The organism is Lentilactobacillus diolivorans DSM 14421, from assembly GCF_001434255.1.
GTDB classification, from domain to species: domain Bacteria; phylum Bacillota; class Bacilli; order Lactobacillales; family Lactobacillaceae; genus Lentilactobacillus; species Lentilactobacillus diolivorans.
In genome coordinates this window covers 13773-40001 of the sequence record NZ_AZEY01000080.1, presented here as the reverse complement: position 1 = coordinate 40001, position 26229 = coordinate 13773, and the positions used below count along the sequence as shown (strand labels likewise).

Genomic DNA, 26229 nt, shown 5'->3' with positions numbered 1-26229 from the left:
CAAACTCTCATCTTATAGTTAAAATGATAAGCTCGAAATAAGCTCATGATTATTTTGTTGTTACTTTTATTCAAAGCGAATTGACTTCGCAAATGTTTGGCTTCGATTAAAAATCGAAGCGCCCTACACATTCGTTTGTCGAAAATTTTGTTCAGTTTTCAAAGGTCTACCTCGGAAACACAAACATTTCTGACTTACATTTTAAAAACGTTCGTCATTCAAAACCCTTATGTTCCTTTACCTCAACGGCAATAACAATTATATCTCATCGAATCTTGTAAGTCAACAAAAACTTTTTAAGAAGCAATTGGTATATGTGTTAGTCGCATCGAAGCAACGAGTAATATACTACCAGCTATTTTGAGATCGGTCAACACTTTTTTCGAAATTCTTGAAAAGTTTTTTGGCAAGAAAGAATTACGAAACATTAAAAGCGATCACAAAACCCTGCAAACACATCCGGAACCCTGTATACTAGCACTTGAAAATAATGAAAAGGGGTCAGTGACCTTTGGAGAAAATTGTAATTACGGATGCAAAAAGAACACCCATTGGAAAACTAAGTGGCGTTCTTAAGAACTTTTCCGCCGTTCAACTAGCAACCATTGTATCAAAAAAAGTGCTATTCAATTTAGGCCAATCTGCCGATCAAGTTGATCAAGTCATTTTTGGAAATGCAATTCAAGCCGGTAACGGCCAAAATGTTGCACGCCAAATTGAACTTAATAGTAATATTCCACAAAATAAAACTGCTTTTACTATAAACCAAGTTTGCGGATCAGGACTTAAAGCAATTCGTCAGGCACAAATGTCACTTTTACTTGGCGAATCAAAAATGATTTTGGCGGGCGGCACTGAGAGCATGTCAAACGTTCCTTACTTCAATATGAATCAACGTCAGTCTACAAAGTTTGGCTCAGTGACAATGTACGATGGTTTAGAAAAAGATGGCCTACTTGACGCGTTTTCAAACCGTCCCATGGGTTTAACCGCTGAAAACGTTGCTGCTCAATACAATGTCAGCAGAAATGACCAAGATCAATTCGCACTGCTTTCCCATCAACATGCAATAAATGCAATCAGGAACAATTATTTTGCCGATGAAATTATTCCAATAAAAGTTAAAGACAAAGACGGCAGTCACACAATCAGTCAAGACGAGCCCGTCCGATTCGACACCAGTTTAGAAAAATTGTCAAAACTAAAACCTGCCTTTAAAGAAGACGGAACGGTAACAGCTGGCAATTCTGCCGGATTAAACGATGGCGCAGCCGCCCTGCTTCTTATGACTGAAACCAAAGCAAAGCAACAACACTTAAATCCAATTGCAGAAATAATGGGATACGCCGAATGTGGCATTGATCCAAAAATAATGGGGTACGCACCTTATTATGCAATCAGTAAGTTACTCAAGCAGGTTCGGATGACAATTGCAGACATCGACCTATTTGAAATCAATGAAGCTTTTGCCTCGCAATGTGTAGCAGTCACCCGGGATTTGAATATCCCATTAAACAAAGTAAACATTAATGGCGGTGCAATTGCACTTGGTCACCCACTCGGCGACTCGGGTGCCAGAATTGTTACCACCCTGATTAACAACTTAAAGCGCACAAACCGTGAATACGGAATTGCTTCACTGTGTATGGGAGGCGGCATGGGATCTGCCATGCTAATCAGAAATCCAGCATATTAACGATTATATCTATATTAATAAAAGACGAGAGTGGGACGAAAGGCGGTTAACTTCCAGAGCGTAATCGGATTATCCGAATATTCCGGGCTTGAATGTTTGGATAATTCGGTTACGCGGCAGGAAGTTGCCTTTTGGCGCACGTTTTCACTTGGTAATAATCGTGATTACACAAGACGGGGCTGGGACAAAATTATTTTTGTCTCAGCCCCGTCTTTTATTTCAGATACCTTATTAAATTAAATCAGGTACCGGTAATGCTCTCAATCGTGTTTCGAGTTTTAATCGTTATCCGTCTATGGAAATTACTGATGACTGGGAGCGTCCTGAGTCAAAAATGAGCTCTGATATAACTGGTAATACAACTTCTTAGTGTCCTTCATTAAGGCACCATACTGTGGATTGATTGATTGCAGATCAGAGTCTACCCGCATCAAATGATGAAAAGCGCCCAAGCTGCCAGCCTGTTTCTTGGCCGCACGATCATTTTGACCACGAATAACCAAGCCGATCAACTGGTCAACCTGGTAGCGGGCAACATCCCGGACAAAGTCAGTCAAAGTTGCTTCAAGTCGCAGATCCGGTTCACTCACTCGACGTGATGCCAAATACACACCAGCTCTAATTTCAGTTAAAAGCTGGTTTCTTGTTACTGTGTAACTCACAATGAGTGGCAGTCCAATTGTTTGTTTTAATGTTTCATAAAGCAATTCAAAGACACCATAATTAACCTTAACAAGCTCACCTCGATCATTAACAACGGGGTGATTTTCATTATTTAAAACGACACTGTACCGTTGTTGAAGATTTTGCAAGCTTGAACTTCTTGACTTACCGGTGCCGCTTAAATCCAGGATGGCCAATTTGTCTGCCAATTCAGTAATTGTTTCGGGAAAATCAATTTTATTGTTAATAGTAGAAAAATGCTGAATGGTCGCATCAATAATTTTGTCCTGATTAGTGTCATCGGTTTCCGGGACACCAATCAAATCACGGTTAGTGGGAGTTAAAGATCGATAGACAAACGCAGCCAAGCCAATCGCACTTAGACAATTAATAAGTTGTTTCAACGTCACATTAACAAATTTATTAATGGCATCGGTCAGACTATGTGTGTTTAACGATTGAACCATCATTGCCGGTAGATCATGTTGACTGGTAAAATCATCTCCGCGATAAGCATAATCACCAATAACTGACTGACCATGCTCACCGACAACCTGACCAGTTAAAAAGCCATTATTGGCCTCTGCTAAAATACCCTTCACAACTTTTTCGTTAGTGGACGACAAAGCGCTGGCATTACTTTTGATTTTTTGAAACGGGTTAACTCCGCCAAGATAATCGTAAGTATGGGCAAACAAACCATTAGTCAAAGCAATTTGTTGGGAAAAAGTTAATGCTTTTAATGCCTGATTAAACTGTCCAATCACCCCGTTTTCCCCGGCAACTGCCCTAACAAATTGAATAACGGCCGCCCGATATCCAGCAGTAAACCGTTGCGGATTGGTACTTTGATCCAGATAAGTTGAATAGTCACTACCCGCAGCACGATTAATCACCTGAGCTGTATTTTGACCAGTTGCCCAGAGCGTCATTGCAGTAAATTGATCAAAGGACACGTCTATTAAATCCTTAACCGCAACAAGATACCCCATCTGAGTTGCTTTGTTCATTTTAAATTCTGCCAGTGACATGCTTGTCTTTAACGGCCGTTCTAAATATTCCCGTGCCCCCCGCGCTAATCTTTCAGAATAAATCGAACTTTTGGCATACGAATTTTCCCCAAGCAATCTTGATGCCATTAATCCAAGAACTTTAAAGATATTTGATTCTTGATGAGTCGCTTGACCTGACCGGACTTTCTGCTTTTTTGCAATTTTATTGTTAGCCATCCAGAAATCACTCCTAATCTCACAATAATCATAGCACCACCTTGATTAATATTCAGTAATTTTCCGATCATCATTTTTGCGAATGATGGATCAATCAGATATGATAATGTTAGAAATAAGAAAGGATGTGTCATAATGAGTCATTTAAAAAATAAATCAGATCAAGTTGCCGGTAAGACAAAAGAAGGACTTGGAAAAGCCAGTGGTGATGACAAGCTCGAATTAAAGGGCAAGTTACAAAATGCATCCGGAAAAGCTAAAGAAAAACTGGAAAAAGCTAAGGATAAGGTCGCTGAAAAAGCAAACGACCTGTTAGATAAAAAAGATAAGAAAAAAGACGACAGCCAAAAGAAAGATTAATAAGGACAATTCAATTTGGTAAATCTCGTTTTGATTTTCAGTTCGGGCAAACCAACATTTTGATCTAAACTATTTTAATGAGTACCAGCTAAAATCTTTAATTTAAGGTTTTAGCTGGTGCTTTTTCGATTTAACGACCAACCCATGATAATAGTGACCGTCACATCAAATAGTTACATTAAAATTACGCCTAAAAGAACAGCCACAAAATAATGTTCAAGCCCGTGTATCAACATAGAAGCTGTTAGATCAGCGTTTAATAATCATTTTATAACCACAATAACCTGACAACCTAACTTTTTTATCTTTTCTATTGCACCCTAAATACTTTTGCTCTATAATGCTCTTTCGTGTTGAATTATCTAATCATTCAGATTAGAAATATTAATAAGGATGTGAGCATTAATGCCTGCAACATATTTACGTCAAGCAACTAATCAAGACCTTCCAGAAATTAAAAAAATCATAGGTGATGCCAAAGCCTATTTAAAACAACAAGAAATCGACCAATGGCAAAACGGCTATCCCAGTGATGAAGATCTGGAGACCGATGTTAAGTCCGGTATCTCTTACGTTCTCATCATCGACGGTAAAATTGCCGCTACTGCCGCTCTTCATCAAGGATTAGACGTCAGTTACCTAAAAATCCATGATGGTGAATGGTTAAATGGTGTCCACGGCCGTTACACAGCGATTCACCGAATTGCAATGTCATCGGATTTTCGCGGCCAACACCTTTCTGAAAAAATGATTAGTGGTCTGATCACTATTTCAAATGTTTTGGGTTATAAAGATGTTCGAATTGACACGCATCCTGATAACAAAGGTATGCAGCATGTCATCACAACAAACGGCTTTACAAAACGCGGCACTATTTACATGGAAGAGGCCGATAGTGAAGAATCCCCCCGATACGCTTACCAATTATTAATTAAGTAACCTTAATTTAAATTCAAAAAAGTCAGCCGGTCCATCACTTTTTCTTAAATAGGTGATGGGCCGGCTGATATTTTTTTGAATTGGAAAACGTGTTCGGCTCATTTTACTTGGATAAAACGACAGATTCTGTTGTACAATTATTTTTAATGAGGTGATATTGATGATTCAAGCAGATACTGCTGTAAAAACCGCCCTGATTATCATGTATACGATTGGTGTCATTTGTTTGATTGGTGTTTTTTTCCTGTTAAACAAAATTAATCACCAGTGGTTTACCAAATTTTCAATTGGATTAATTGCAATTGCGCTGGTAATGAGCGTTGTTTTAATTAATTTATTCAATTTAAATTAGCAAATTCACTGACCATAAATCCATTTTCAAGCGGACTGAATTAAAGAGAGTGCGCCAGCAAACGTTTAGACCCCAAAATATAAGCCCCCTAACCTTGATATTCCCGATTTTGGAATATTAAGGTTAGGGGGCTTATATGGCCGGGGTTTGCTTGTTGGTTCACGATTTGATTTCTACTAAGTAAAAATTTCAAGGAGATATTCTGGATTTGAATATTTGGATCATTCGGTGACACAGCCGGAAATTGTTTTTTTCCCGCGTCCTGCTCGGTAACAATCGTGTTTACACCAACAGAAACTTGCCAAAACGTGTGATAAGCAGCAGCCCCCGGCCATATAACCCCACCATCCCAATCTTCCAAAATCAATTTGGAAGTATCAGTTTTTTGGCTACTTAGCCAAAACGTGTGATAAGCAGCAGCCCCGGCCATATAACGCCACCACCCCAATCTTCCAAAATCAGGAAGATTGGGGTGGTGGCGTTATATTCTGGAGACTAACCGCTGCTTATCACACTCTGGTTTCTAAATCTTCGCAAACGCCTGGTCCAGGTCCGCTATTAAGTCATCCGCGTCCTCCAAACCTACCGACAGTCGAATCAATTCATCTTTGATTCCCATTTCCAATCGTTGTGGCTTGGGAATTTCAAAATGCGACATAAACGCTGGAACCTCAACCAAACTTTCAGCTGCCCCCAGACTTACTGCTAAGATAATTAGTTTTAGACTATTAACAAATTTGGCAGCATCCAAGCCATCTTGGAGCTCAAATGACAAGACACCCCCGGCACCATTGGCTTCATCCGTGATAATCTGATAATCTTCACTCGATTTATCAACCGTTGGGTAGTAAACTTTCCCAACTTTCGGATTACTCAGAAGGTAGTCAATAATTTTTTGAGCATTTTGAATATGGCGATCCATTCGAATATTCAATGTTTGAATGCCCCGACGCAGCAGGTTGGCTTCCTGAGGTGCCAAAACAGCCCCGATACTGTTCTGTAATGTATAGACTTGGTCACTTAATTCTTTAGTCTTAGTCACAATAATCCCAGCCGTAAAATCGGAATGACCACCTAAATACTTTGTTGCAGAGTGCAAGACCAGATCTGCTCCTAAATCTAATGGCCGCTGAAGATATGGTGTTAAAAAGGTATTGTCCACGATAACCATTGCATGATGTTGATGGGCAACCTGTGCCAATTGCTTCACGCTTGAAACCTTCAAGAGTGGATTAGTAACCGTCTCAAAGTAAACTGCTTTGGTGTTTTTCTGAAAAGCAGCTTCAACAGCTTGCACATCCTGCGTATCCACCTCTGAAAATTCAATTCCCCGGGGCTTCAGGAAATCATTAACCAACCGGAAAGTGCCACCATAAATATTGTCGCCAATAATAATATGATCACCCGGCTTAAAAAGTGACAACGCCGCATGAATGGCAGCCATGCCACTAGAAAAAGCAAATCCACGATCGCCGTTTTCCAACTCCGCACAAACATTTTCAACAGCATCCCGAGTTGGATTACCTGAACGTTCATAATCCCAGCGAACATCCGTCCCCAACTTGGGATAGCGAAATGTTGAAGAATTATAGATTGGGACATTGACTGCACCAGTATTATTATCGTCAGGCTTACCGCCTCGAACTAATAACGTATTGAATTTAACCAAATGAATCGCTCCTAACTCATTTTAATTTATTGTTTAATGACACCCCATCGGTTCTGAAACGGCTAAAAAGTGCTCTAAACCTAAAACCTAATTAGTTTGAAGAAATAATTAGCCCCTTATTTAACAACAACCTTTGTTCCAGCCGGCACCGTGTGATTAATCCATTTAGCATCCGGCACGGCTAATCGGATACAGCCATGAGAATTAGCCGTTTTGCCCAATCGATCTGCTTCAGACACAATATAATGACCCTTAGCGTTGGTTGGCACTGTATGAAATAAATAGATACCATGATCTTTCCAGGACGTCCAATAATGAGCGCCCTCCTTTGACTGCTGATTATAGAAGAAATTACCACGTTCTTGCTGAATATGATACGTTCCGCGAGGCGTTGAGTGGTTCTTACCAGTCGAGGCATACATCGTGTACAAAACCCGATGCTTGGGACTCATGATATAGACACGCTGTTTCTCAAGGGAAACCTGAATATAACGCCCATTATTTTGACTGATCGTAGGGTAGGGCTTATCTTGAGAAGCTTGCTTCCAATTAATTGGCTGTTCAGCTTTAACAGCCGCCGTTTTTTTGCTGGAATTATTAGACTGACTGTTTGGGTTCGAACAGCCAGTCACCATCGTGGCAATAGTAACCGCGAGAATAATTTGCACAAATCTGTTCATAATTTATCCCCTATTTTCAAAAATACTTACTCGATTATATCATTACCTTTGAAAATATTTATGGTTAAAGGGGTGAATTTTACCGAAGTGTAAGGAACAGCAAATTAATCTTCAAATTGGCAGTCATGTTTTGCTATACGGTTATCAATTCACCATCAGAAATAAGATATAGATACTTGTGGGTAACCGGCCGCCCAAGTATTTTTCCGAGCGCTAAACCGTACAATTCAATTTGGCCCCGATATCGTTCAACAATTGTCTTAACCGTTGTTTTAGGTGTTAAATGGTCGGTTTTATAATCAAATAAATAAGCCCCTTCATCAGTCACAACATAGCCATCCATGATTCCATGAATTAAGATCCGTTGATCACGGTCATCTTTAAAGTTGGCAAACACATCCTTTGCCCGCATCAATAGCGAAAATGGTGCTTCACGGTAGGTTGTCATCGGATTTGCCAACACAATTTTGCCGACCTCACTCTGGTAAAAATTCAGAATCCCATCAATATTAATCTTAGCAGCTACATTTCCTAAGATAATTCCCTGTTTGACCAACCGATCAATCACTGATGACACGCCAATCTCACTTGGTTCGGTTGATAAATCAATTTGTTGTAATACCATATGGGTCGCGGTTCCAATATCGGTTGGTGCCGGTTGACTCTTCGCATTACCCGAAATAAATTTTGGTGATGCCAAATCCGGTTGAGTATATCGCCCCGGTTTGGCAACTTGGTCGACATCCAGCATCCCATAGTTGCCCAACTGGACATTATCCGGATCATCAAATAATCGTTTAATTTCCGAAACTGACTGGTAGGCCGTGGTTTGAGTTGCGGCCAAATACGGATACTGATAATTAAGTACCGCTGCCACTTTGTTTAAATCGGGCCGATCAACTGATTGCTTTGTTTGATCGACAGTCTTTAACCAATCTTCAGGAGCCACTTTTTCGACGGCCTTTTGACCAGCATGGTTGATGATTTTATCATTATCATAAAATTCAACTTGAAAATCAGTTTTATCTCCGTCAAATTGGCTAAATCCTTGAGAATCACCAAATTCATTTAACGTCATCGGATGTCGGGAAATCGCCGGGCCTACCCAATCCAAATAACTTTTAGCAGCATTCCGGGATGCCGCTGGTAACAATAAGCTTTGCGTGTCGGTCTGTGACTGCCACTGTGCAATTAAAGCTTGCTCATCAACCGTTTTGCCTTTAATCTTGCCAACAAGATACAGCTGTTGCTCCGCTCGGGTCATCGCGACATAAAGTTTTCGCATTTCCTCTGACAGACTGGCGTTCTTGGCAATATCAATAACTGCTTGTTTTTGCAAGGGCTCTTTGACTTCCCGGGTATTCGTGTCTAAATAGGAAATTCCTACTCCCAAGTGATCATTTAAAATATAATTGCCTTTACTATCCTGTTGATTAAAATTCTTGCCAAGATCATTCAGAAAAACAATTGGAAATTGCAACCCTTTACTGCCATGAATGGTCATGACGTGAACCATATTGTCTGAAGTGGTTGGTGCTGTCGTTGCCAAATCGTCATCACGCTTTTGCATCCGCTGAATAAACAATACAAACTGAAATAACCCTTTAAACCCGTTTGCTTCGTAGTCAGCAGCCCGATCATACAATGCGTGTAAATTGGTCTGCCGTTGATACCCGGCCGGCATCCCGCCAACATAATCCAAAAAGCCGGTTTGATTATAGATGTCCCAAATTAACGCTACCAGTCCATCCTGTTGCGCCACGTCTTTAAAGTGGTCCAGCTGATTAAGAAAGGTCCCGACTTTTTGATAAATCAACTGCCCATAGTCTGACGGCTTGCCGGTAGGATATTGCCGATAAAAATCCAATACTGCCTGATAATAATTACCAGTCTTGTGATTAATCCGCAAATAGGCCAATTGATCCTCATCCAAACCGACAATGGGTGACCGTAAAACGGCAACCAGTGGAATATCTTGAAATGGATTATCAATAATCGACAATAATGACATCATAATTTGAATTTCAGTTGTCTTAAAATAGCTCTTGGCCCCGCTGACTTCAGCAGGAATCCCGTATTGCGTAAAGACATCCGACAGTGTGATCTCACTGTTATGAGTCGGTGAAATAATAGCGATATCACCGTATTGAACTGGACGCATACCACCATTTTTTCCCAATCGTTTATCAAAGATTGGCTGTTTATCATCAACTAACTTTTGAATCTTTTGGGCAATGATTTCAGCCTGACCGGTATCGCTGTCCTCGATTTGATTCTGTTCATCCAAATTGTCATTTTGAGCCGAAGAATCAGTCTGATACAAAATAAGTGAGACGTTAGCTTTTAAATCATCAGGGTAATAGGCCGCCCCAAATTTTAATTTTGCTCGCTCATCGTAATCAATATTTCCCACTTCTTGATCCATAATCTGCTCAAAAATAAGATTAGTAAACCGATCAATATTCCTGGCTGATCGAAAATTTTCTGCCAACGTGATGAGCTCGTTATCGTTGTGCTCATTGGCATAGGCATGTTGTTTTTCGATAAACATGGTTGGATCCGCCAACCGGAAGCGGTAAATCGACTGTTTAACGTCCCCGACCATAAACCGGTTTCCTTCAGTTGGCTTGGCAATCTTGTTTAAAATTGCGTCTTGCAACCGATTATTGTCCTGATACTCATCAACCATGATTTCAACATACTGATTTCGCAAACGCTCTTGAATCATCCGGGCTTGATCACTATCCGCATTTAAAATATCATAAGCAGCCCGTTCAATATCAATAAATTCCATCAAATGCCGCCGAGATTTGGTTTGCCGATACGCCTGACGAAAATCCTGAAGGACATCAATCAATTTTTGAACCCGTTTTTGAGCCGCTTGCATGAGGCTCACATTTTCCTGTTCATCACGAACAAAATAATTGGCAACTAACGCCTTAAACTGATCCTTCATCTTACTATTCAAGGAACCAATTTGTTTATGCAAAATCTTTTGATCGTCACTAGCCTTACTTAACCGTGGTAAATCGGTAAATTCAAATTGGTTAAGCGCCTGGCGAAGGTCATTCCATGTGGATAATGCTGTTAATTGCGTCTCCAACAGTTCAATTTTCTTTAACTGATCTGTAAATACTTTTTCGTCTTTTGGTAATTCAGCTCGCTGGGCATACTCAATCATCAAACGATGGTCCATTTCCATCCGAGTCAAAACATCCGTCAACTCGGGCTTAATCTGCTGCTGATAAAGGCGACTGGCAAACAAGCCATCATCACCAATTTCATAAAATTCTGCTGCTTTTTTTAACCAGTCGTCAGGATCCTCATTGACGTTGGCAAATTCGTCCATTCGATAAACCAATTTAGTCAGACCTTCATCACTACGGTCATTAGAAAAATTTTCGGTCAGTCTGGCAAAGGAGCCATCGGCATCACTACCATATAAATCTTCACGGACATTTCCCCAGACTTGATCTTTCAATAATGCCTTTTCGGTATCATCCGATAAAATCCGAAAGTTAGGATCAATCCCTAATATATAGTAGTAACGCGAAACCAATTTTTGACAATACGCATCCATCGTCGTAATATCCGCGACGGCCACTTTTTGAATCTGAGCCAACAAATGACGTTTCTTTTGCGGATCGGTCGTTTTACTGAATTCTTGACGGAGCGCAGTTTGCAGCCGCTCACGCATCTCTTTGGCTGCCGCATTGGTAAACGTTACGACCAGTAATTGGTCAATATTAACGTCCTGAGTTTCAACCATATTAATAATGCGATCAACCAACACTCGGGTTTTTCCAGAACCTGCTGAAGCCGAAACCAGGATATTACCACTAGGCCGGTCTTGAATTGCTTTTTGTTGATCTGGTGTATAATCCATTCTATTTTCCTTCCCTCAGCATTTCTGCAATCTTTTTCTTACCATATTCAGGAATCTGATGATACTTATTTTCCGGCAACAGTGGATCAAAGTTCATAATCGATTTATACGGTGTGTACTGCATTGACGACTTCTGCTTAATCTTTACCGGATACAATTGGATATCACCATCAAAGATTCGCTCAGACGCTTTAACAATCAAATTTTCTGTATGCTTTAAAAAGGCATCCAACTCATTCTCCGAAATTACCGAGCTCCGAGCCCCAAGAGTGCCATTTTTCTTTTTTTCAAATGGAAATATCGATGAATAGCCGGACTTAAGTTCCGTGTCCAAACGCTCAACCAGATCCACATCATCAACCAAAATTCCTTGGTATTTATGCTTCTTCAGCAACGCGCGTTCAAACGAATCCTTTTGCAAGTCACTCGTGCTAAATTTAGCATTAACAACGTGCAGATACAGTGCTCCGGCTAGTAAAGCCTCTGCATCATCAGGGTTTAAATCCGGTAGGTTATATTTCAAAACATCCAAATAGGTCATCAACTGCATCGAGGTCCCTGCATATGCCTGGTTAAAATCAAATTTTTTATCACTTGATTTATAATCGACCACACCAAAATAACGTTTATTGCCAACCTTCATTGAATCGATTCGGTCAATCCGCCCCCGGACATTAACTGACTTTCCATCCTGCAAATCAAACGATAGTCCTTTGAGGCCCTTGGCAGTCGGTTGACCGAAGATTAATTCAGTGTTTCGCGGCCGCATTGGCGTTACTTTTTGCTGATCACGCAATGCCCGAACCATTTGTTGGATGGTTGCCTGCAGCTGTAGCGTGACATAATTCATCCGGTTGCTGCTGGTCAAGATAACGTACTGAAAATTATTTGGATCATGAATAATTGCGGACACATTTTCAGCAACTAACTGATTAATATCGTCATCACTCAGGCCCGTCAAATCAACATGCTGGTCATGAATCTGAGAAATAATTTTATCAAGCGCTTCGTGGAAAAACTGTCCGGTCGAGGCTGATGACAATTCAAATTGATCCCGCTCCTGTAATCGCAATCCATATTTCAGGAAATATTCGTAAGGATTATTATAGAAGGATTCGAGCTGAGAAATCGAAATATTCAGGGCATCCCCATACAAATCCGCCACGATCTGCTTGTTCAACTTACGTGGCTGATTGCGATAATTAATGCTCGTTAATAGATGATCGGTAAGCCGACCAATCGTTGGATCAGATCTAAGTTGTTGATACACAAAAGCCCACATTGAATTCAGTTGTGCCTGATTCCGGTAAGCAGCCTGGGCAACTTGGATTAAATGATGCAGCGTGCCACGTTTTGTCCCAATATAAACCGCGCTGATTGGTTGATTATTATCTGGAATCGCCGGATAATGCGTCAGCTTGTCAATCCCGAAATAGTGGGCAATTCTTGCCACATATGGCGATAGATTTACAGTTGACTCATCATTTAACTTGTTAGTATACGTAAAGATTAATTTTTCACACGGCGACATAAACGCCAAATAATTTAAAAACGGTTCAAAGGCCATCGCAACATCACTTGGATCACTTAAATATTGATTGTCATCCAAATTTTGCTGTAATTGTGAAATATCATCGTCACCAAATAAATTTTCGTTGTTTAGTCTAGCCGGCATCATGTCATCGTTGGATCCAATCATGAAAGTGACCCGGCGATTACTCATTTGAACCATGCCGCTTTCAGAAACTGTCACTTGGTCCAAAGTTGATGGAATTTGCGAATAATTTGCCCCTTCAAAGCCGGCATAGATTAATGACCAAAAATCAGTCGCAACGAACGGTTGATCGCCCAAGATATTGACACACTCGTCCAGTAGCGAACAAAATGTCCGCCAAACTTGTTCAACCTCGTTTGAGCGGTTAATATCACCGGCATCAATAGCTGCGTTCCGCCACTCCTGCAGTCGATCAATAACCCCGGCATCTGTTAAGAATCGGTATAACAGACCTGCTGCTTCGCGATTAGTTTTAGCTTTATAGAATCGACGATAGAACTTGGGTAGCGTTTCCTTAATTAAATGACGGATCACGTTAATTTGACGAGTGGTTTCCCGGTCTTTATCGGTAATAATTGGCTTTTGGTCTTCATCAGGGACCCAAACATACTGCCAATCCTCTTTTTGAGTCCAACGACTGCCCTCATACCCATTCTTTAAAATCAAATTTTCAGTTAATGCAACCGCCTGTCGATATGCCGAAAGCTTCATGGGACGATGATGACTAACCGGCAAAACAAGTTCCGATTTCAAAAAGCGCATCACATCGTCATAACGATAGTTTCGACTATTATCCGGGTCATAAATATCAAATAGCGCCGCTAATAATTCAACCAGCGGATGGTCAACCATAGATTTTTGAATATCTTTAAAGTACGGAATTTGCTGAGTCTGAAAAATTGGGTCTAAAATAGTTTCATAATTATCAAGTCGACGGGTCAAAATCAAAAAATCTGAATAACGGTAATTTCCAGTTGCAACCAACTGATGAATCATCGTCGCAACCTGATTTAATTCTGAATAACCATTATCAGCTTGGTAGACCTGAATTGATTTATTATCTATTCGGTTATCGGCATCAATCTTTCCTAAACTACTTGACTGTTCCCAGTATTTTTCCAATTTAAGAAGATCAGGGGCTACTCGCGGTTGATCGGCTGTTACAACTGGTAAATAAGGAATCTTATTTTGAGCCGCAAATTGATACAATCGCTGAAATAACTTGGCAGGTTGATAGAATAAATTAGGTTTCTTGGGCAGCTCAACCGGATAGGCTTGGTCCAAAATGAGCGACACCGTAACGCTCCCCGCTTTTTTGATCAAAGTTTCGACTAACGTGCATTCTTGAGCCGTTAATTTAGAAAAATCAGAAATATAGAAATGATAATGGCTAAGATCATCGTTAATCAACGTGTCGCTTAGCAAATTTAAAACGTTATGGTTGTCAAAATATTTATCATCAATCCGATTAACGTAGGCTGTATAAATAATTGAAAAGTCGTGTAATTTATCCCGCAAATCATTTGATAACTGAGACTGGCTGTTTTCCAGCATCTCCAGCAATGTTTCCGGCATTACATTTCCCGCCTGCATTTCAGCAATTTGGCGAGCTAGCTGATCAATAAAGCCGGGATGATGAATTTCCTGGGCAAATAAAGTTAATTGGCTCTGGTTGTCGACAATAATTTGGTAAAGCAGCATACTGATCCCCGCGTTACTAATCCGCTGCTTTTGATAGGTTGGCGTCTTCCGGAGAAAGAACCAGGCCAATCGCGTAAATGACAAAATTTGAATATCACTTTGTGCGGTGACTGATTCATCGGGATCAGCCAGTTGTTTTAAAATTTCAACTTCCGATTCAAACTTAATATGGTTGGGAACCAAGTAAAAGAATTTATCACCTGGTTGAGTTAATTTCTGTCGTTTGAGGATTTCAACCATCTTTGACTGATGGTCATAACCATCTTTTCCAAGAACAAATTGTAGCGTCACGGTATTTACCTCACATTTTTATAATCTTGAGTCACGGGGTCAGAGTGGGACAAAAGACACTTAACTTCCAGCCTTTTTCCCGGTGATAATTGTATTTACACTAACAGAGACTGGACAAAACGATTATTGTCTCATCCTCAATCGCTTCGGTTACCTAGCCGAACGTGCTTTCACAAGCAGCTCCCGGCCATATAAGCGCCAGTCCCACATTCTAAACCAGAATATGGGGGATCGTCTTTGTTACCCGGCCGAAACGTGGAATCACAAGCAGCTCCCGGCCATGTAAGCACCCCAGCCCCACATTCAAAACCAGAATATGGGGCTGGGGTGCTTACATTCTGGGAGCTAACCGCTTGTGATTCCACTCTGTCACCATATTACCACACACAAAACACCGTCAAAAGTCACAAATCACCCATTTTTGAAGTAATAAAAGCTTTAAAGACGTTATCGTTGAACATTACGAAAAAAAGGCTATTATTAGTGGTGGATGTAGGTTTGCATCCATTAATTGACCTAAATGAAAGCTTTATGCTTGCATTGATCTTGTTATGAGGGCCTTTTGGCGTAACTACGATTTAATATCGGAAGCAAGAATTAACGATCTACCCCCAATATATCTTTCAAGTTCGAAATCGCCGATTGGTCCTTACTCCTAATAACGCCTGGCCAAAACCAGGCGGATACATAAATTCGATAACCCAATGTCCTAAGTCCCCAACAACTTTGGTTGTGTGGGGACTTTTTATACCAGAGTGGACCAGCAAGCGGTTAGACCCCAGAATATAAGCCCCTAACTTGATATTCCTGATTTTGGAATATTAAGTTAGGGGCTTATATGGCCGGGGTCTGCTTGCTGGTCCACGTTTTAACTAAATAAAAAGTTCAACAAGATTTTCTTAGCTTGAATATTTGGATAATTCGGCTACGTAGCAATAAGCTGCTTTTATTAGCATCCCACCACCATTCCGCCACGTGAAGAACCGTCTTTCAAATTCAAAAAACGAGACCGAAGCAGACGTATCATCCTGCCTCAATCTCGTCTTTTTACATCTATCACCAATTTAAAAGATGTGAACACAATTCGAATAATTCACTATGCACGGACTTTATTCTCCTGCATAACCCGATTTGTATAAAGTTCCAAATCATCAACTACCTGATCATTTTGTTGACCGGAAACTTGTGCATCGTGTAAATTTTGTTGTGCAACCGCCCAATAAACCAAATTGTCAGTAATCGGGACAATGTCACGAATAATCTCAAAATCAAACTTTTCGCCATTTGTCCGTTTCATATTTAAATAGTTATTCCAATCAGTGACTAGGCGAACGCCGGAATGTTCCTTTTTTGAAATCGCAGAAATGATAACAAAATGTGATTTTTTGTTTGCTTCAGAAACCTGTGTTTTTAATGTCTCAAGTTGTTCTGAGTCCAACTTAATTGCCAAGTATAACACTCCTAACTGTATAGAATTAAGGAAAATTAACGATACTGACAGACTTACTGTGTTAGCCGTTAATGACACCAACGGATCGATTAACTAATTGATTGCTTTGAAATACCTCAAGTACCAGTTTAGCGACTGCTCTACTTGAAACAGTGGCGTTTGGCATCTTGATTCCCTCATTAAATAATTTATAATCCAAGCTATCATTTTCCGACAGCTTACTCAACCTAATTATAGTATAAGGGAGTTCAGATTCATCAACAATTTTAATTGCGTAACGCTGCTGTTTAAGAAACTCAGCCTGATCCTTAACACCTGGATAATTGATCGGTGAAACCAGCTCGTCATCGACGCCCGCAGCCGACAACATTACAAAATGACTAATTGGTGGTTGCACCTCATCTATGGCATCAAATAGTTCCTCAAAATCCAAATCAACATCGTTGGGGCCAAGTGCCGAAAAGATCCAATCAACATCCCTTAAAGCCTTGATATAATCACCGGCCGACTCTGGGTTTCCAGAAAAGATTTGGTAATCGATATCTGGATTCTGGTGTAATAACGGGATCAAAGATGACACAATTGGATTATTTTGGTTAAGAATCAACAATTTTTTCAAATGATAACTTCCAGTCTAAATATTTTTGAATCACTACTATCTGTATCATAATATAAGTAGAAAATCAAAGGAGGTTTCACTTTTTATGACGAAAAACGTTAAAATCGGTAAATCAGACGTTGAAACAACCCCACTTGGTCTGGGAACCAATGCAGTTGGCGGCCACAATTTATTTCCAAATCTTAACGAGAAAACCGGTATGCAGTCGGTTCGAACCGCTTTGGATGGTGGCATTAACCTATTGGATACTGCCTATGCATATGGCTTGGGGCGCTCTGAGGAATTGATCGGCCAGGTTATCAAAGATTACGATCGTTCAAAAATCAAGATTGCCACAAAAGGCGCTCAAATCGTTAAAGACGGCAAAGTTACCATCAGCAATCGCCCCAAAGATCTTGAAAAGTTCGTTAAAGATAGCTTGCAACGTTTGGGAACCGATTATCTGGATATTTTCTATATTCATTTTCCAGATAAAGAGACGCCAAAGGATGAAGCCATTGCGGTTTTAAATCAATTAAAGCAGCAGGGACTCATAAAAGCCATTGGCGTTTCCAACTTCTCCCTTGATCAACTAAAGGAGGCCAACAAGAATCATCAAGTTGACGTCGTTGAGGATCAGTATAGCTTAGTTCATCGAGATGCTGAGAAGGAGTTGTTCCCTTATCTGCGGCAAGAACACATCTCATTTGTCCCATTCTTCCCGCTTGCCTCAGGATTATTAACCGGTAAATACGATGGCACACCAGTTCAATTTCCAGAAGGAGATTTGCGACAAAATGATCCGAACTTTTCAGGCACCCGGTTCCGGGCAATCACCGACGCCGTGGACAATCTTCAACCGATCGCTGAAAATCATGATGCAACGATCGCTCAAGTTGTCCTGGCATGGTACGTCAAGAACCCGGACGTGACGGTTGTCATTCCCGGCGCCAAAGCACCAAGCCAAGTTGAAAGTAACTTAAACGCGCTAAATATTGCTTTATCGGATGAAGAATATAATATGATTGATAATGCGTTTAAAAGTGAAAACATTTAGATCAAAGCGGGACAAACACAGTTTAACTATGACTTTTATCATGTCGGCACTTTTGTAGAACCATACGGAAGTGCCGATATTGTTTACTCGATTTTACCAAACTTTTACAAAAATAATTTCTTGCATCTTGTTAAAGCAGTATTATAAAATAAGAATTCAAATAAAAATAAAGGAGTACAAACTATGTCAAAAATTGCTGTTATTGTCACAAATGATGTTGAAGATATCGAGTTTACATCTCCCGTTGACGCTTTAAAGGCCAAGGGTAACGAAATCGTTGTGATCGAAAATCAAGCTGGCAACAAAATTACAGGTAAACACGGTTTGAAGATTATCGCCGACAAGGGAATCGCTGATGTCTCTCCTGATGACTTCGACGGCCTTTTAATACCTGGTGGCTTTTCCCCTGATCAACTTCGGGCAGATGACCGATTTGTTCAATTTGTTAAAGCATTCTTGTTGGATAACAAACCCACTTTTGCGATTTGTCACGGTCCCCAAATCTTTATCCAGACCGGATTAACCAAGGGACGCAGCATGACCGCCTTTCTTTCGGTTCGTCCTGATCTGTACTATGCCGGCGCTGAAGTTGAAAATAAATCCGTAGTAGTTGACCACAATTTGGTGACGAGTCGAACCCCCGACGACTTAGATGACTTTAATCACGCCATCGCTCAGGTTTTAGCCAAGTAGGTTTAGATCTCACACATTAAGTAATCTCACCGAAGCGGATTTCATTGCGATTCGATGATCATTGCTAACTTCAATGAAAGAGACTGAGACAAAAATTGTCCAGTCTTTTTTTATGCAATCAGCCAATTAATGAATTGAAACCCCTTCCACCTTCACAAGTATATTTCGAAACAAAATTCAATCAATTGTCAATTTAATTCGTTTATTGAACAAGTTCCGCTATAATGATAGTATAAATATGGTCTTTTTTTATTATATCCGAACTATAGAGGGAGCTATTATATGCTAAATTCAATTGCTAAGTATTTCGATTTTAAGGGTCGGAATACTAATTTCCGCACAGAAACGATTGCCGGCATTACGACATTCGTTTCAATGGTTTACATCTTATTTGTTAATCCAAACGTATTAGGTGTCACAGGAATGGATAAGGGAGCTATTTTTACCGCTACCGCTTTGGCATCAGCTTTTGGTTGTTTCTTAATGGGAATTATTGCCAATTACCCGATTGCCATTTCAGCTAGTTTAGGGATTAACGCTTTCTTTGCCTATTCCGTTGTTCTAGGGATGAAAGTTTCTTGGCAAACTGCTCTGGCAGGTGTTTTTGTTGCTTCAGTTATTTTTATTATTTTAACTGCTTTAAAGTTACGTGAGAAGATCATCGACTCCATTCCTGCTGACTTCAAAGCTGCTATCGGTGGTGGGATTGGTTTGTTCATCGCCTTTATTGGCATGAACGATGGTGGCCTAATCCAATCAAGTAAAGACACGTTAGTAAGTCTGGGGTCTCTTCACGTCGGAACAACTTGGCTGACAATTTTTGGCTTGTTGGTATCACTCATTTTAATGAGTCGAAAAGTCCCAGGTGCCATTTTTATTGGCATGGTTTTGAATGCCATTCTGGGGATGGTAACCGGGCTAATCCCCTTACCACATCAATGGGTATCGGGAATGCCCAGTTTAGCCCCAACTTTTGGCGTAGCACTTTCACATATCGGCGATATTAATTCATTACAATTAATCGTTGTTGTGCTCACTTTCTTGTTGGTAACATTCTTTGATACAGCTGGAACACTGGTTGGTTTGGCTGAACAAGCCGGCTTCATTAAAGACAACCGGATTCCACACATCGGCCGGGCTTTAATCGCCGACTCTTCAACGATGGCGGTGGGGTCAATTTTAGGAACCTCTCCAATGGGAGCTTTCGTTGAGTCATCTGCCGGAATTGCCGTTGGTGGCCGAACCGGTTTCACCGCCGTTGTTGTCGGCATCCTGTTTGTCTTAGGAACTTTCTTTTCACCATTATTAACAGTCATCACAAGTCAAGTAACGGCACCAGCATTAATTATTGTTGGTGTGTTAATGGCGCAGTCATTGAAAAACGTTCATTGGGAAAAATTTGAGATTGCCGCACCGGCATTTATTACTTTGGTCGGAATGCCATTCACTTATAGTATTGCGGATGGGATTGCCCTTGGATTTATCACCTATCCTATCACTATGATTGCCGCTCGCCGAGGTAAAGAAGTCAGTGCCATGATGTATGGATTGGCAGTTGTCTTCATTATCTTCTTGTGGATTTTGAATAACTAAATAATAGAGTGGACCAGCAAGCGCTTAGGTCCCAGAATATAAGCCCCTTAACCTTAATATTCCTGATTTTGGAATGTTAAGGTTAAGGGGCTTATATGGCCGGGACCTGCTTGCTGGTCCACGTTTCAACCAAATAAAAAGTTCAACGAGCTATTCTGAACTTGAATAGTTGGATAATTCAGTTAAGCGATCGGAAGTGCCTTTTGTGACATGTTTTTGCTCAGATAATAATCACGTCTACACCAGCCCCGTCTGGACAAACCGTTTATTATCCAGCTTGAGATCCAGTCAGAAATTGACGAAACCCAATTTCTGACTGGATCTTCTTCTTTACACCGGAAATTGCCTTAAGGGCGCGGCACAAATGACAGGCACATTCCATAGGCTATCTTTTTTCTCACATTTTCCAGATAACAATCGAATTACAAACATCTAAGCGAAATACCGTTTCTCGCATTAACTACTTTTATCGACAAAACCAGCTTCCTTCACTGTTGATTGTCGACTTGCACACATGGGTTATAAGCTGTAAGGTAATAAGGTTCCAAAAAAACTTTATAGGAAGGAATTTATTATGAATTCTAAGATTGATGTATTCGGCATCGACAACTTGGCTGATTTAACCAAGGCTGCCGTTGTTGCTGCACTCTACGTCGTTGTGACGATGGTCTTTGCAGCCACAAGTTTTGGTCCCATCCAGTTTCGCTTTTCAGAGGGTCTCAATAACTTAGTCCCTTTTAACAAGCGTTATATTTTGGCCGTTACCCTAGGCTGCTTTATTTCCAACATGATCTCATCACTTGGCCCACTTGACTTGGTTATCGGGACTGGTGAAACATTAATTGCCCTTATTACAATTCGGTTAGTTACTAACCACATTCAGTCAGTTATCAAGAAATTAGCAGCGTCCGTATTAATCGGAACCTTCTACATGTTTATCGTTGCTGGTGAAATTGCTTTTCTTGGAAGTAGTGCCTTTTGGCCAACATTCTGGAGCGCTTATTTAACCACAGCCATTGGAGAATTTGTCTGCATGACACTTGGTGCAGTTATCATTTATATGATTAACTTAAAGTACGACCTATCAAAATAATGACCGAAAAATCGCTCATATTCGATGAATTTCAATTAATAACGGGACTGAGACAAAAGTAATTTTGTCCAGTCCCATTTTTGTAATCACAACTATTACTAAGCCAAAACGTGAGGCAAAAGCCATTCTTGCCGTAAAATCGCTCTTTGTCTCATTCTGCTTATTGTTTTACGCTTAATCGAAAACCAGGCCACAAAAAATAGTGCCCCACACCCTTTGAGTGTAAAGACACCATTCGAATAAATCATTCTGAAAGGCATTAGACCAATCATTGACCTAGCTGGTCGGTAAAACGTTGTGTTTAATATCTCTGTTGTTGGGTTAAAACGGTGACAAACTACTCGGATCTAGGCACGCTGACCTAGCGCTTTACTTACATTCTGCATGTCCCTCGTTTGTCAAAACAGGTGATCAGTCATTCACCTTTCACTATTATTATAAGCTATTTCTGAAAGGGGTTCCACCATGTTGCTCATTTCTAGAATGCCCTTTATTATTTGGATAATCGGTACGTTCTAAACCCAATCGCTATCCATAAATATCCGTTAAATCACAAGATCGGTGACAGCAGCCGGCTAAATGTCTGTTTAAACTTCAACCATAATGACTGTTTTTCAAACATTTCAGCTGTTTGTAAGTTGCTGACAGTCATATCATTAATAAAGATCTGACGCATATCCTGCGAAAACTTCTGATCATAAATAAACGCATTAATTTCAAAATTGAGTTTAAAGCTTCGATAATCAAGGTTAGCTGAGCCAACTGATGAAATCTCGTCATCAATGACCATTGTCTTGGCATGGATAAAGCCGTTGTTATAATAGTAAATTTTAACGCCTTGTTCTGATAATTGGCGGGCATAGTACTGAGTTGCCCGATAAACAAACGGGTGATCCGGCATGTTTGGCACCATAATCCGAACATCGACCCCTGACATTGCTGCAATTCGTAACGCATCCATCACACTATCATCAGGAATTAAATATGGTGATTGAATCCAACAATATTTAGTCGCCATCGTGATTAGTTTGATGTACCCCATTTTGATTTGCTGCAAATCAGAATCCGGGCCACTCGAGACAATCTGCATGTTAACCGTTCCCTTAGTCGTCGTGACCGGAAAATACTTAGCCTCAACTTCATCTTCATCAATTTGATCCCGCGGACTGGTGGCGTTCCAATCAAGAATGAACCTTGCTTGAAGGCCAAACACGCCCGAACCAATAATTCGGATGTGGGTATCACGCCAATTGCCAAATTTCTTTTTACGCCCTAAATACTGATCCCCAATATTAAAACCGCCCGTATAACCAATCTTGCCATCAATGACAATAATCTTTCTGTGATCACGGAAGTTAATCCGGAAATCCAAAAGAACTGATCGGGTGTTCAAGAATGGGAAGGCCCGACCACCGGCATCAAGTAAGGGTTGAAAAAATTTACGGGTAGTCCCCATTGACCCCCAAGAATCATAAATAACCCGAACCTCAACTCCCTGCTGGGCCTTTTTAACCAGTAAATCTAAGATTTCGTTACCAATTCGATCATTATAAAAGGTGTAAAATTCGATATGAATACTCTTTTGAGCAGCTTCAATATCTTCGATTACCCGATGAAACAAATCGTTACCGTTCGTAAGGATTCGTACTTTATTCTGACGAGACAAAAATGCCGAATCAGTTGTCATGAACATATCAACAGCGTTTCGCGAACGTCGAACAACCTCATCGGCCGGTGTTTTGTCACTGTGACCAAGTTGCGCTCGTTGTTCTTTTAATCGTTCGTCCAACTGCATCTGAACATGCTTATGCAACTTGAATAATCGGTTCTTGGGCAACTTTCGACCTAAAAAGGCATAAGCAATAAAACCAGCGACCGGTAAGAACACCAGCACTAGTAACCATGCCCAAATTGCGGCAATATCCCTTTTTTCCCGAAAGACCGTAATAATGGCAAAAATTGCGTTTACAACAACGATGATATTAAATATCGATGACCAATCAATATTCATAATTTCCTCCTGACGGCCACGGATGGTCTAAAATAAGAATACATAATCAGTATACAAGAAAGAAGTCGAAATTTATGGATAACTTTAATTTTTTTGTTGGAATTCACGGATTACATTCCGTTCGCTTTCTTCATTTTATTTTTAGAGAAGAACCAATGATCGGAATTGGCATCGTCGTGGCAATCGTTCTATATGTGATTTATCGGAGAATGAATAAATAAAGAGTGGTCCAAAAGGCGATTAGCTCCCAGAATATAAGCCACTCAGCCAGATATTCCGGGTTTGAATATTTGGCTGAGTGGCTTATATGGCCGGGAGCTGCCTTTGGGACCACGTTTCCGCTCGGCTGCCAATTCCAGCCAGATATTCCGGGCTTGAATATTTGGCTGGACGACTTATATGGCCGGGAGTTGTTTTCTAGACCACATTTCCGCTCGGCTGCCAAATCTTTCAATATTTTTAATCAACCGATCATCAAAAGCCTGATTATCCCTTACATCGAATATATGAAAAATCACCTCATCCACATGACAAAAAAATGCAATTTCTTGCATCCACAGCTTAAAAATCACTAAAATTAGGTTGTAGTTAGAGTTACTATGCGAAAAGAAGATAATTTAACGAAAAGTGTAAAATTATTTTCAGCGCTCACCATTAACTGGCATGGTGGTAATTCCTGCTACTTTTGAAAATAAGTCATTATTGCAAGCGCTTGCATTTACTATGAAAAGGCTTACAATTTAAACTCGTAAAAGGGTTTTATTTAATTGCCATTATTTTAAATTTATTAAGGAGGATTAAACTATGAAAGTTCGTCAGTTAAACACGTTCTTCATTTTTATCTTCGGTGCGTTAGGTGGCTTACTGTTCGGATTTGATACTGGAATTATTTCAGGTGCTTCACCATTAATTGAATCGAACTTTAGCCTAAACATTGAACAGACTGGATTCATCACATCATCCGTTCTAATTGGGTCCTCAATTGGTGCCTTATCAATCGGATCATTATCAGATAAATTCGGTCGAAAACGATTATTGATTTTGGCTTCCATTCTTTTCTTGGTTGGATCAGGTTTGTCAATGGTCGCCATGGGATTCATTTCAATGATTATTGCCAGAATTATCTTGGGATTTGCCGTCGGGTCTGCCTCAGCTTTGACACCGGCTTACCTGGCTGAGCTCGCCGACGCGCCACACCGTGGTTCTCTTGGAACGATGTTTCAATTGATGATCACAGCTGGTATTTTGTTAGCTTACGTTTCAAACTTAAGTTTCTTACACCATAATTTACTCGGCATTCGTGACTGGCGTTGGATGCTTGGATCCGCTTTGATTCCTGCACTCGTTTTATTTATTGGATCCATTATTTTACCAGAGTCACCGCGTTACCTAGTTGAGAAGGGCAAAGTTGACGAAGCCCGAAATGTCTTACATGGTTTACGTGCTAAGACAAATGAAGATCCTGACAAAGAGTTGGAAGGAATCGTTAAGATTGCTAAAGAACCAAAGGGTGGGCTTAAAGAACTCTTTACCATTGCCCGGCCAGCGGTTGTTGTCGCAATTGGCTTAATGCTACTACAACAATTAGTCGGAATTAACTCGGTGATCTACTTCTTACCACAAGTCTTTATCAAAGGCTTTGGTTTCGCTGAAGGTGACGCCATTTGGATTTCCGTCGGGATCGGTGTTGTCAACTTTCTTTGCACGGTTTTGGCCTACAACATTATGGATAAGTTCAACCGACGAACGATTCTATTATTCGGTTCAATCGTGATGACTATCTCAATTGGGATCCTTTCCGTATTGAACTTTACGATTAGTGTTTCTGCCGCTGCTGTTCCAACCATGATTTTAATTGGAATTTACATTTTTGGATTTGCCGTTTCATGGGGTCCAATTTGCTGGTTAATGATCGGTGAAATCTTCCCATTGAACGTCCGTGGTGTTGGTAATTCAATCGGATCAGCTGCCAACTGGATTGGTAACTTTATCGTTTCGCAATTCTTCTTGGCCTTGCTGACAATGTTTGGTAACAACGTTGGTGGCCCATTTGCCGTCTTTACCTTCTTCGCATTTATTTCAATCTTCTTTGTGATCTACGTCGTTCCTGAAACCCGTGGTAAAACACTTGAACAAATTGAAATGGATATGCGTCATAACGCCGCTGTTAAACAGGAAGCTAAGCAATCGGCTACTAAATAATTCATAAAATAACATCTTATCTATCCAAAAAGCGTTTCGAGAAAAACTCGAGACGCTTTTTGACTCTTTCTAATACCAGCTACAGAAACGACGTGACTAGTTTGCAAATAACCAGTATTGGTTGATCTTATTGCTACATAAAATTGACGATTTGCTTAGGAAACTTCTGTTTGTTAACATTTTAGTGCTGAACGAATTCCACCTTTTTGAAAGGGGCCTAATTTAAAAATGGAATCGACAATAAATCGATATCATTGGTTACTTGCTTTAGATATCCTGGGTATTTTAATTGCATCTCTTTTCTCATTCTTTTTAAACTACCCACTAAGGGGCAGGCTCATATTTCTGATAGCAACAATCATGTCACAAATCATTTCGATACATTTTATGAGTTACCTATTTATTAAAAATCGACGACAACAATCTAATTCAAAGTTTGGACAACGAGTAGCAATAATTGTTGACGTTCTATCTACATTTATCTTCTTTTCGTTTCAATCGGTAAAGCTTC

18 protein-coding genes are annotated in these 26229 nt (G+C 40.3%); 10 read left to right on the top strand and 8 right to left on the bottom strand.

Annotated elements, in window-relative coordinates; translation table 11 throughout:
• Positions 1–511 precede the first annotated feature (511 nt).
• On the top strand, positions 512–1696 hold the full coding sequence (locus FC85_RS09510) for a thiolase family protein (RefSeq protein WP_057865305.1): 1185 nt from the start codon (positions 512–514) through the stop codon (positions 1694–1696).
• Between the two features lie 302 nt (positions 1697–1998).
• Here the strand turns inward: FC85_RS09510 and FC85_RS09505 are convergent, their stop codons facing one another.
• Complete coding sequence (locus FC85_RS09505) at positions 1999–3588, bottom strand: hypothetical protein (RefSeq protein WP_057865304.1); 1590 nt, start codon at positions 3586–3588, stop codon at positions 1999–2001.
• A gap of 135 nt (positions 3589–3723) precedes the next feature.
• Here FC85_RS09505 and FC85_RS09500 point away from each other — a divergent pair, with 135 nt between their 5' ends.
• The 3 genes from FC85_RS09500 to FC85_RS09490 all read left to right on the top strand — a co-directional run bounded on the left by FC85_RS09500 (position 3724) and on the right by FC85_RS09490 (position 5239).
• Complete coding sequence (locus FC85_RS09500; RefSeq protein WP_057865303.1) at positions 3724–3948, top strand: CsbD family protein; 225 nt, start codon at positions 3724–3726, stop codon at positions 3946–3948.
• Between the two features lie 405 nt (positions 3949–4353).
• Positions 4354–4887, top strand: coding sequence for a GNAT family N-acetyltransferase (locus FC85_RS09495; protein ID WP_057865302.1), 534 nt, complete (start codon positions 4354–4356; stop codon positions 4885–4887).
• A 160-nt stretch (positions 4888–5047) separates the two neighbouring features.
• Positions 5048–5239 carry a hypothetical protein gene (locus tag FC85_RS09490; RefSeq protein ID WP_057865301.1) on the top strand — a complete coding sequence of 64 codons (192 nt, stop codon included), beginning with the start codon at positions 5048–5050 and terminating at the stop codon, positions 5237–5239.
• A gap of 523 nt (positions 5240–5762) precedes the next feature.
• On the opposite strand, the gene FC85_RS09480 is transcribed toward FC85_RS09490, so the two are convergent.
• The 6 genes from FC85_RS09480 to FC85_RS09450 all read right to left on the bottom strand — a co-directional run bounded on the left by FC85_RS09480 (position 5763) and on the right by FC85_RS09450 (position 17090).
• Positions 5763–6908, bottom strand: coding sequence for a trans-sulfuration enzyme family protein (locus FC85_RS09480; RefSeq protein WP_057865299.1), 1146 nt, complete (start codon positions 6906–6908; stop codon positions 5763–5765).
• A 116-nt stretch (positions 6909–7024) separates the two neighbouring features.
• Entirely contained in the window at positions 7025–7588 is a 564-nt protein-coding gene (locus FC85_RS09475) for a L,D-transpeptidase (protein WP_169788444.1), read from the bottom strand.
• 133 nt (positions 7589–7721) lie between these two features.
• Positions 7722–11474: a helicase-exonuclease AddAB subunit AddA gene (gene addA, locus FC85_RS09470; RefSeq protein ID WP_057865297.1), complete on the bottom strand. Its 3753-nt coding sequence runs from the start codon at positions 11472–11474 to the stop codon at positions 7722–7724.
• A gap of 1 nt (position 11475) precedes the next feature.
• Positions 11476–15021, bottom strand: a complete 3546-nt coding sequence (locus FC85_RS09465; protein WP_057865296.1) for a PD-(D/E)XK nuclease family protein — start codon at positions 15019–15021, stop codon at positions 11476–11478.
• Between the two features lie 1096 nt (positions 15022–16117).
• A complete protein-coding gene (locus tag FC85_RS09455; protein WP_225427616.1) occupies positions 16118–16480 on the bottom strand; it encodes a hypothetical protein in 363 nt (120 codons plus the stop codon).
• 52 nt (positions 16481–16532) lie between these two features.
• The gene (locus tag FC85_RS09450; RefSeq protein WP_057865293.1) at positions 16533–17090 is read right to left on the bottom strand and encodes an SDR family oxidoreductase; all 558 of its coding nucleotides are present in this window, start codon (positions 17088–17090) and stop codon (positions 16533–16535) included.
• Between the two features lie 85 nt (positions 17091–17175).
• Between FC85_RS09450 and FC85_RS09445 the strand changes: the two genes are divergently transcribed.
• The 4 genes from FC85_RS09445 to FC85_RS09430 all read left to right on the top strand — a co-directional run bounded on the left by FC85_RS09445 (position 17176) and on the right by FC85_RS09430 (position 21505).
• A complete protein-coding gene (locus FC85_RS09445; RefSeq protein WP_057865292.1) occupies positions 17176–18126 on the top strand; it encodes an aldo/keto reductase in 951 nt (316 codons plus the stop codon).
• A 183-nt stretch (positions 18127–18309) separates the two neighbouring features.
• On the top strand, positions 18310–18819 hold the full coding sequence (locus FC85_RS09440; protein WP_057865291.1) for a type 1 glutamine amidotransferase domain-containing protein: 510 nt from the start codon (positions 18310–18312) through the stop codon (positions 18817–18819).
• Between the two features lie 282 nt (positions 18820–19101).
• The gene (locus FC85_RS09435) at positions 19102–20412 is read left to right on the top strand and encodes an NCS2 family permease (RefSeq protein WP_057865290.1); all 1311 of its coding nucleotides are present in this window, start codon (positions 19102–19104) and stop codon (positions 20410–20412) included.
• Between the two features lie 574 nt (positions 20413–20986).
• Positions 20987–21505, top strand: a complete 519-nt coding sequence (locus FC85_RS09430; protein ID WP_057865289.1) for a QueT transporter family protein — start codon at positions 20987–20989, stop codon at positions 21503–21505.
• Positions 21506–22055: 550 nt separating this feature from the next.
• Here FC85_RS09430 and cls read toward each other — a convergent pair.
• Positions 22056–23516, bottom strand: a complete 1461-nt coding sequence (cls, locus tag FC85_RS09425) for a cardiolipin synthase (protein ID WP_057865288.1) — start codon at positions 23514–23516, stop codon at positions 22056–22058.
• Between the two features lie 74 nt (positions 23517–23590).
• Between cls and FC85_RS15900 the strand changes: the two genes are divergently transcribed.
• Complete coding sequence (locus FC85_RS15900) at positions 23591–23737, top strand: hypothetical protein (protein ID WP_169788443.1); 147 nt, start codon at positions 23591–23593, stop codon at positions 23735–23737.
• A gap of 583 nt (positions 23738–24320) precedes the next feature.
• A complete protein-coding gene (locus FC85_RS09420) occupies positions 24321–25718 on the top strand; it encodes a sugar porter family MFS transporter (RefSeq protein WP_057865287.1) in 1398 nt (465 codons plus the stop codon).
• Positions 25719–26229: the final 511 nt, after the last annotated feature.

Coding starts and splice junctions, on each gene's coding strand:
- FC85_RS09430 (WP_057865289.1), top strand. CDS start 20,987: ATGAATTCTAAGATTGATGTATTCGGCATCGACAACTTGGCTGATTTA.
- FC85_RS09490 (WP_057865301.1), top strand. CDS start 5,048: ATGATTCAAGCAGATACTGCTGTAAAAACCGCCCTGATTATCATGTAT.
- FC85_RS09475 (WP_169788444.1), bottom strand. CDS start 7,588: ATGAACAGATTTGTGCAAATTATTCTCGCGGTTACTATTGCCACGATG.
- FC85_RS09420 (WP_057865287.1), top strand. CDS start 24,321: ATGAAAGTTCGTCAGTTAAACACGTTCTTCATTTTTATCTTCGGTGCG.
- addA (WP_057865297.1), bottom strand. CDS start 11,474: ATGGATTATACACCAGATCAACAAAAAGCAATTCAAGACCGGCCTAGT.
- FC85_RS09445 (WP_057865292.1), top strand. CDS start 17,176: ATGACGAAAAACGTTAAAATCGGTAAATCAGACGTTGAAACAACCCCA.
- FC85_RS09440 (WP_057865291.1), top strand. CDS start 18,310: ATGTCAAAAATTGCTGTTATTGTCACAAATGATGTTGAAGATATCGAG.
- FC85_RS09435 (WP_057865290.1), top strand. CDS start 19,102: ATGCTAAATTCAATTGCTAAGTATTTCGATTTTAAGGGTCGGAATACT.
- FC85_RS15900 (WP_169788443.1), top strand. CDS start 23,591: ATGGATAACTTTAATTTTTTTGTTGGAATTCACGGATTACATTCCGTT.
- FC85_RS09500 (WP_057865303.1), top strand. CDS start 3,724: ATGAGTCATTTAAAAAATAAATCAGATCAAGTTGCCGGTAAGACAAAA.
- FC85_RS09495 (WP_057865302.1), top strand. CDS start 4,354: ATGCCTGCAACATATTTACGTCAAGCAACTAATCAAGACCTTCCAGAA.
- FC85_RS09505 (WP_057865304.1), bottom strand. CDS start 3,588: ATGGCTAACAATAAAATTGCAAAAAAGCAGAAAGTCCGGTCAGGTCAA.
- cls (WP_057865288.1), bottom strand. CDS start 23,516: ATGAATATTGATTGGTCATCGATATTTAATATCATCGTTGTTGTAAAC.